The organism is Acetobacter sp. P1H12_c (assembly GCF_018811975.1).
GTDB lineage: Bacteria > Pseudomonadota > Alphaproteobacteria > Acetobacterales > Acetobacteraceae > Acetobacter > Acetobacter persici.
The window spans coordinates 98,800-107,093 of record NZ_JACRVR010000007.1 but is presented as its reverse complement, the minus strand read 5'-3'; the positions used below and the strand labels follow the sequence as shown (position 1 = coordinate 107,093).

Annotated in this window: 4 protein-coding genes and 1 pseudogene; 1 reads left to right on the top strand and 4 read right to left on the bottom strand. The window is 57.8% G+C overall.

From position 1 onward, the window contains the following. Nucleotides 1-193 (bottom strand): annotated as a pseudogene (locus KP699_RS06660) (IS5/IS1182 family transposase); the annotation flags it as partial. A gap of 101 nt (nucleotides 194-294) precedes the next feature. Here KP699_RS06660 and KP699_RS06655 point away from each other — a divergent pair. Beyond that, nucleotides 295-1,857: an APC family permease gene (locus KP699_RS06655; protein WP_086654698.1), complete on the top strand. Its 1,563-nt coding sequence runs from the start codon at nucleotides 295-297 to the stop codon at nucleotides 1,855-1,857. A 107-nt stretch (nucleotides 1,858-1,964) separates the two neighbouring features. Here the strand turns inward: KP699_RS06655 and KP699_RS06650 are convergent, their stop codons facing one another. The 3 genes from KP699_RS06650 to KP699_RS06640 all read right to left on the bottom strand — a co-directional run bounded on the left by KP699_RS06650 (nucleotide 1,965) and on the right by KP699_RS06640 (nucleotide 8,099). Beyond that, complete coding sequence (locus tag KP699_RS06650) at nucleotides 1,965-2,624, bottom strand: GntR family transcriptional regulator (protein ID WP_077929705.1); 660 nt, start codon at nucleotides 2,622-2,624, stop codon at nucleotides 1,965-1,967. Nucleotides 2,625-2,736: 112 nt separating this feature from the next. Further along, a complete protein-coding gene (locus KP699_RS06645) occupies nucleotides 2,737-5,130 on the bottom strand; it encodes a glycoside hydrolase family 127 protein (RefSeq protein ID WP_215762049.1) in 2,394 nt (797 codons plus the stop codon). 71 nt (nucleotides 5,131-5,201) lie between these two features. Continuing rightward, a complete protein-coding gene (locus KP699_RS06640) occupies nucleotides 5,202-8,099 on the bottom strand; it encodes a DUF5695 domain-containing protein (RefSeq protein ID WP_215762048.1) in 2,898 nt (965 codons plus the stop codon). Between the last annotated feature and the right edge of the window lie 195 nt (nucleotides 8,100-8,294).

The window sequence follows — 8,294 nt, the reverse complement described above, 5'->3', positions numbered from 1 at the left end:
GGAGGGCCAGCATCAGGCGCGGATGATACTGCGCCTTGCCTCCCGTGCGCACTGGCACGCAGAACGCGCTCATCGGAACCCGCTCAACGGCTGCAACAATGAAATGCGCCATATCGTCAGCAGGAAGCCACGACTTCAGATCCGGTGGCAGAAGATACGGCTGAGACCGGTCAAACGGGATGAAGCTGCTCATCTCACAACCTTACAACATCACCCCTTCACAGGGTACCCCAATCCGACAGGCTGCTAAAGCCCACCGCCAGCCAGCCACAAGACGGACGACAGGAGCCCTTCATGCCGCATGACGCCACACAGCATGATGACTCAGGCCACTTCAGGCAACGCCTTGGCCTGTTTGATCTGACAATGATCGGCTTCGGCTCCATCTTCGGCTCCGGCTGGCTGTTTGCCGCCGCGCATGTGGCGGATATGGCCGGTCCGGCCAGCATCGTCTCCTGGCTGATCGGCGGGATTGCGGTTCTGCTGATCGGGCTGGTCTATTGTGAACTGGGGGCGGCCCTGCCGCTGGCGGGCAGCGTCGTGCGCTACCCGGAACAGGCACATGGCTCGACCGCGGCTTTTCTGACCGGTGCCATGACAACCATCGCCTTCTCCAGCCTGATCTCCATCGAGATCGTAGCCGCCCGCCAGTATGCGGATGCCTGGACAGGGGGCCTGACCCGCAATGCCAGCGGAGACCCTACTCTGGCCGGGTGGCTGGTCCAGCTTGCGGTCATGGGGCTGCTGTATGCCATCAACCGGCGCGGTATTGGCAGTTTTGCACTCATCAACAATATCGTGACGGTTTTCAAATTTCTGGTGCCGACGCTCGTTGTCGTCCTGCTTCTGGCCGCCATGCACCCCGGCAACTTCAGCCTGCATGGCTTTGCGCCGCATGGCTTTCAGGGTGTGGAAACCGCCATTTCCGCCGGGGGCGTTATTTTTGCCTATCTGGGGCTGACCCCCATCCTCTCGGTTGCCAGTGAAGTGCGCAATCCGCAGCGCACCATTCCCATTGCACTGGTGGCCTCCATCACGCTGGCCATGCTGGTGTATCTGCTGCTCCAAACGGCATTTATCGGCGCATTGCCTCCGGCCCTGCTGACGGATGGCTGGAACGGAATTGCCACCCGGCTCAGCCTGCCCTTCCATGATATTGCCGTGCAGCTTGGTCTGGGCTTTCTGGCGCTGATGGTTGTGACAGATGCCATTCTCTCCCCCACCGGCACCGGTAATATCTACATGTCGGCCACGGCCCGCGTGGTTTATGCGTGGTCCAGAAGCGGCACGTTCTTTCCGGTTTTTCAGCGCATGGACACGCAGCGCGGTGTGCCGGACAAAGCCCTGCTACTGACATTCGGGCTGGCGCTGTTCTGGACTCTTCCGTTCCCCTCCTGGCAGGCGCTGATTGGGGTCGTGTCTTCCGCCCTCATGCTCAGCTATGCCATGGCGCCTACATCGGCAGCCGCCCTGCGCCGCTGCCAGCCTGACCTGCCGCGCCCTTTCCGCCTGCCCTGCTTTTCCGTGCTCTCCCCTCTGGCGTTTGCCATCGCCTCCCTGATTGTTATCTGGACGGGGTGGAGCACCCTGTGCTGGCTGATGCCCGCCCTGCTGGTGCTCACAGGGATTTTCATGATGCTTGTGCGGCGCAACCTGTCCAGTGCCGCGTGGTCTCAGGAACTCCGCAGCAGCCTGTGGATGCCGGTATATTTTCTGGGGCTGCTTGGTCTCTCATGGTGCGGTCCTTTTCAGGGCACGGGCCTGCTGAACCATGTGTGGGATGATGTGGCGGTGATTGCCTTTGCACTGATTATCCACCACTGGGCCGCGCTCTGCGGCGTAAAAACAACCCGGTAAAAACGGAGGCGGTTCAGGCGGGAGCGAGGCAGGCAGGCAAAGCAATTTCACATTGCCTGCACCTGATAAGCCGGCTTACAGGCAGACATCTCTCGCAGACTGGAATTTTATTTCAGCGCACCCCGGAGGTCATCCAGCGTCGTCTGAATATGTTTGCGCATCAGCTTTTCAATCTCGCGCTTGTTGCCAGCCAGCCAGCACGCCATCAGTTCACGATGTTCCTGATTAGCGCGGGTATCAATATCCTGCATATGCATATGGAAGCGTACATAACGGTCCGCCGTCACGTTGAGCAGGGTCAGCACATGAATGGTCGTGGGGCCTGCCGCAGGCTGGACCAAGGCCAGGTGAAAAAGCCGGTTATACACGCCCCGCCGTGGGTCCTGCCGTGCGACGGCACTTTCCAGCTCTTCCAGACAGGCCTGCGCTTTTTTTGCATCTTCTTCTGTTGCACTCTGCGCGCCAAGAGCCGTCGCCTCCGGCTCAATCAGCAGGCGCAGGTGAAAAACATCCTCCGCTTCTTTGCGCGTCAGCGGCGTGACAAAAAATCCGCGCTTGGGGTGCAGAGAAACAAGACCATCCTGTTGCAGGCGCACCAGTGCTTCACGCACCGGGATTTTGCTGATTTCAAACGCTGCGGCAATCCCATCCTGCCGGATCGGTTCGCCCTCCCCCACCTCGCCATTCAGGATTTGCTCGCGGAGAACATCATAAAGCTGGTCTGAAATAGACCGCGACACAAGCCGCGTCTTCTGTGGGGTGCTCATATTATACAAACTTCACTTCTATCGCTCAGATCTTGTCTGTATAGCTAAGGCATTCCCCACGCTGAAACAACCAATACGCATAAAGATGGCTGAAAATACCGGCCTGACTGCGTTACTCCGCTTTTTTACGGGCCGCCAGCAAACGCACCCCAAAGAACGGACCATTGGAACGGGACCCACCCGGGACGATACGCACCGTCAGGCTCTGTTTTCCGCGTGTCCATGCTTCCGGAAGCGCAACCTCCATCTCCACAAACCGTGCGGGCGCTTCCGCAGGCCAGTTCAGACCGGAAAGCGCTTTACCGTTAATGAGAATATGCGTGCCCCGTGTGCGCGGACTATCCTTGCTCCACAATGTCGTTTGTAAAACCAGCGGCCCCGGAGCAGCCTTGAGAGTAAATTCCATAAACCCGCCCGCGCGCAGATCCCGCCCGTTCCGCCCGCGATAGACAAGCGGCCAGGACTCATCCGCCTTCAGGCCGTGATCATGCTCCTGCTGCATTTCACCCAAATGAATAACATCAATCGTGCGGGCCGCGATATCCTTCTGGCGGCGCTGTTCCTCACGATATAGACCTTCTTCCTGCGTCCATTCCGTTTCTGAAAAACAGCGCAAATACAGGGCGCTGCGGCGCTTGTACTGCGCATAAAAAGGTTTGAATTCAAGCTGCGCCGGTCGTCCTGCCTGTGTCGTGCGATACACCGCCTCCTGCCCTGCCACCGGCACAAAATCCCGCACAACATCCGATGTCACAAGCGCCGGGTCCATAGCATCATAAGCGCCTTCGGCTGTGGCGAGATCAGCAGCCAGCACCATGGGGCCGTGCAGGAGCGAGACAAGATGCGGCGCTTCCACCGGGGCTTCCGTGCGCAGTGCCAGAGGCAATGTCAGTGTGACAGTATCCCCCTCATGCCAGACCCGATTGAGGATAACATATCCACCTTCAGGCTGCGCCGGGACGGTCTCGCCGTTTACCTTTAGCCAAATGGAGCCCTTAACCCAGCCCGGAACCCGCAGAGCCAGACGGAAAGGCCCGGCCGCTTTCGCCTCTTCCACGCTCAGCGTGACCTGCCCGTCATACGGGTAACGTGTGTCCATTCGCCAGACAACGTCCTGAGCCGCCCAGTGCAGGCGGGAGGGAATATAGAGGTTCACAAAGAGCGTCTCAGCCCCTTGCCACCAGATAGACTCTCCATGTTTGGCATGACTTTCCATGCCAGTCCCCACGCAGCACCAGAAACTATCTTCAGGGGTTGACCACTCCCGCACACCGGCGGTGATGGTCGGGGTCATGTAGGTAAACAATCCGGTGTGTGGATCATGCGCCGCCAGAACATGGTTCAGATGCGCACGCTCGTAATAGTCAAACAGCGTGCTGTCCGGCTGCCATGTGTAAACCTGCCGCGTCAGCTTGAGCATGTTATACGTATTACAATGCTCGCAGGTCTGCTCCGTCAGATGCTGAGAAACTGTGTCTGGTTCCGAGAAATATTCCCGGTCCGCATTTCCGCCGATCACGTAACTATGGTGCCGGGTCACGGCCTGCCAGAAAAAACGCGGCCCCACCTGCCAGCTTTTATCCCCGCTTACCTCCGCAATCCGCCCCAGCCCGATCAGCTTCGGAATTTGCGTATTGGCGTGCCGGTTGGCCAGATCATCCTGCCGCGCCATTAGAGGGTCAAGCACCGGATGGTCATAGGTGCGCTTTGCCAGTTTCAGCCACTTTGTATCGCCTGTGCGGGCCGCCAGCTCGGCAAAACTCTCGTTCAGTCCACCATATTCACAGGTCAGAACTTTCTGGAGCTGCGCGTCTGTCAGTTTGCTGTAAAAAACCTCAAAAAAACCACCCAGCCTGACTGCGACGGCCAGCGCATCCGTATTCTGGCAGTAGGTTTGTGCATCAAACAAACCGGCAAATGTTTTATGGATATTATAAAGCGGAGACCATGCTCCGTTCAGATCAAACCCACCTGAGCGGATATCGCCATTTTCAATTTCAGAAAAAATTATTTTCCCGCCAGTAATTTTTCCGTCTTTTTCCTTGCGGGTAAAGCCTGCGACATACCCGTCGCCCCATTTAGTCTGAACAAGAGCCAGTTCCTGCACAATATAGGCCACCCTGTTGCGACATTCGGCTTCCCCTGTCTGCGCATACATCAGAGCCAGAGCGGAGAGGTAATGGCCGAGCGTATGCCCGGCAATCGTGTCATTCTCCCACCCGCCATAGACTGCGCCTCTGGCAGGCAGTCCCGCCTGCGTGCGGAAGTTATGCAACAGGCGGTCCGCGCTCAGGCTCAGCAGATAAGCCCGGTTTCTCTCAACTGCATCAAGCCACGGGGAAGGAAGCAGCCGAACATCCTGCAGCGGCACCGGGGTTACGGCCTCTCCGGCTCCGCCCACCCTGTCCCCTGAGGCAAATGCCCGGCGTATTCCGGGCACACCGGATACCACGCCACCCAGAGCCGCACTTGTCAGCAGGAAACGCCTGTTCAGTCTGATCCCCATACTCTTTCCTTCCCACCGTGCAAAAACTATCGTCTGTTTCCGAAAATAAAGCTCTCAGAACGTAATCCGCCTCAAGGCCGCCCTGCATGCAGATGCAGAACGGTCGTCCTGCTGTGCAAAGGTATTTCCCACGCGCCCCGCACGCCTGGTGGTGCGGGGCTCAGAACGTAGGGATGCGCAGGCACTCCGGCAGGGTAGTCAGCGCGCAGCCGTGCAACCGGGGTCCAGCGGTCTGCTGCTGCCAGTGTGACCTCAATGTCCTGAGAGGCAGGATGATACGTCGCAGCTTCAAACTTTCCGCTTTCCAGCGTCAGGAAGACGCCCACCTGCGCGATGAAAATACGTGTTCTGGCACTATCTTTTGGCAGAACCGTCACGCTGCCATCGCGGCCTTCCTGCAGGAGCGCCCCAAAAGCCTGCCAGCCAAACGTGGGGTCTTTGATCACATCAACCTGTGTTGCCAGAGCATGCCCGTAAAACCCCATGCCGTAATCTCCGGAATAGGCATCAAATTGCATGGCATCCGGGGCAGAATGGAATGCGGCTGATCCAAATCCCTGCTGGTCAATATTGGTTAAAGCACCCATCAGGCCGCCATAGGCCACACGGAGCATATACAAATCTGCGGGCTGAGCCTGAAAAGCCGAAAACAACGGAACGGCATTCAGTGCAGAGCCATAATGGTGAATCTGCCGCTCAATCCGGGCACGTTTTCCGGCGTAGAGAAAATCCCAGTAACGGCGGGCATTTCCATTGTAGCCCCAACTTGGCAAAGCCGGATCATACGCCAGAATGGCATCCCGCGTTTCCGCCGCCTGTGCCGCATCACCAAAATAGGTCAGCCACGCATACACTTCCGGCTGCCCGGTGGAATCCCACGCCATTTCACTCCCATACGGGTAGCGCTGGCCTTTCCAGACAGTCTCACGCTTTTTCATAAGCGTTTCGATTACGCTCGCTTCTTCTGTCAGGTTTTCCCGTTTTAAATCCCTGAGGATTTCAACAAAAACATCCCCCTCCATCAGGCCATACTGCGTGTAGTACGGGGCCTGCTGCATCATGGCTGTCATTGTGACAGCCGCCTTACGCAAATACCACAGCGCATCATGCTGCTGCACCAGCCCGGTATGGTTGCGTGCCAGCCGATACAAAACCCAGTGCACCAGAGCGACATGCGGGTAATTATAAGCCCGCTGGATATCCGCCGCTTTTTCCCGCGACCATGAAGCCCATGTTTTCCAGTTTTCGCCTGTCTTATACAAATCGGGGAAATGAGCCGGATCATAATAAAACAGGCTTTTCCTGACACCGCCTTCTGCGGGCCCTGATGCAACCTGCAAGCGGCCAGTCACAGTTTCATTGACAAACCGCTCCAGCTTCGCAACTTCTTGCGGGTCGGGGTTGTCCAGCTCTTTCATGGCTGCGGCAACATAGCTGCCAGCCCCGCCCTCATCACTCAGCCCGGCAATCCAGACACGCGGCTCCTGCGTGACGATATGCCCGGCCTCCTGATCATACGTCATGATTGACGGGCTACGATGGAACGGGTCTGCCGGGTTTTCATACCACTGGCGTGAAAACAGAAAACGCCCCATCTCCTCAGCGGCCGTCCGGGCCGGATGGGTGACAAAATAGTTCAGCGTCTGCACACTGCCATCAGCGTACGTAACAGACAGGCGCGCCCGCCCCCATGTTCTGCCTTCTACCCGATAACGCTGCCAGACCCCGCGCGTGCCTTCCGGAACAAGGCTCAGTGCTCCCTCCGGCTCCACGGAAAAAGACCGAACAGGCAGCGGCGCCTGAAGGGAGAGGGTAGCGGGCAGGTCCTGCGGCACCACATAGCCCGGCAGGCTGACGGCAACCGGCCGCGCATGCTCTACCAGTGTTTTTTCAATCCCGCGCACACCGGGGGCAAACGTAAAGCGGATGCCAAAACTGCGTGTTTCACCGGGGTGTAAGCTAAACTGTGTCGGAGTATTCCACTGCGCACCCGCGTTTTTCCACTCCTGCCCGGCAAAACCGGCGCTGGCGGGCATCCAGTCATAAAACCCTTCAAACGTCTGGCTCCGGGGCGTGCCATCCGTCAGCACGGCATTCGCTCCGGGCACGGCATGGGGTGCATCCATAATCGGACGATATGCTTCCAGTGGTGTGTGACCCTCCGGCMCCCCGAGCAAAACAGGACCCGCCCCACTCATCCGCGTGACCTGAATATACCCCCCATCCCGCGCAATCGCGGGGTCTGCAAACACTTCGTGCCGGTGTGCCTCTTCCAGTGTTTCATCGGTAAAGTCATTCCCGAACACCAGCGGTATGCCCAAACCGCCAACTATCACGGTCTGTTTGCCGGGATTGGTGACAGAAAATTCCAAAACCAGATCCTGCCCGGAGAGCCTCCATGCACGAACAACCTGTAACGGAAACCCATACCCCAGAGAGGCACTCATATCGTCCCGCCGCAGGACACTCTCCTGCCCCCCGTTCTGGGTGCTGGGTTGTGTTACGGGCCGCCTGACATGCCATGAGGCGTAATCCTGCCAGCCCGTCTCCCCCTCGGTTTTCAGCCGGAAATCAATGTCCCCCAGATGCGCAAAACCATTCCCCTGCCGACGCGCCTCTATGCGCCATGGCAGATAATCCGCGTCTTTATCTGTCAGGGCAGAAAGCGCCCGCAGCGTTCCGTCCGATGCCTGAAACCGGAGAAAAAACGGCCCGGCATTGCAAAGGGTCAGGCTTTTTGCTGCATCACAGTGAAACACAGGCTGATCAGACTTATCGGATTGCCCTACAGCAGACCTAGCCTGCGCAAAAGCCGACAACGGCCCCACAAGGCCTGCCCCGCCTAACCCCGCCAGCATGAGAGCGCAGGGAACACGCTGCCAGAGCATCCGTATCCGGAAGCCCATGCACCCGGAAACCGTATTCCTTCCGGTGGGGCGGCCCGCCTGCCCTGCAAAACGTCGTCTCACTGTGCTGAAGCCTCTCAATCACGGGAATATCTTTAATATATCGTATACTATTTTTGGCAAGAGAGATAGATTTTATCGCGCGCGCTTTCAAGAAAGTCAGAAAACGGGTTGCTGAAAATATCAATCACTTTTTCAGACTAATTTCTTGTCCGAACCGATCTTCTCTGTATGATCGTATACGAAATAAGAAACCAG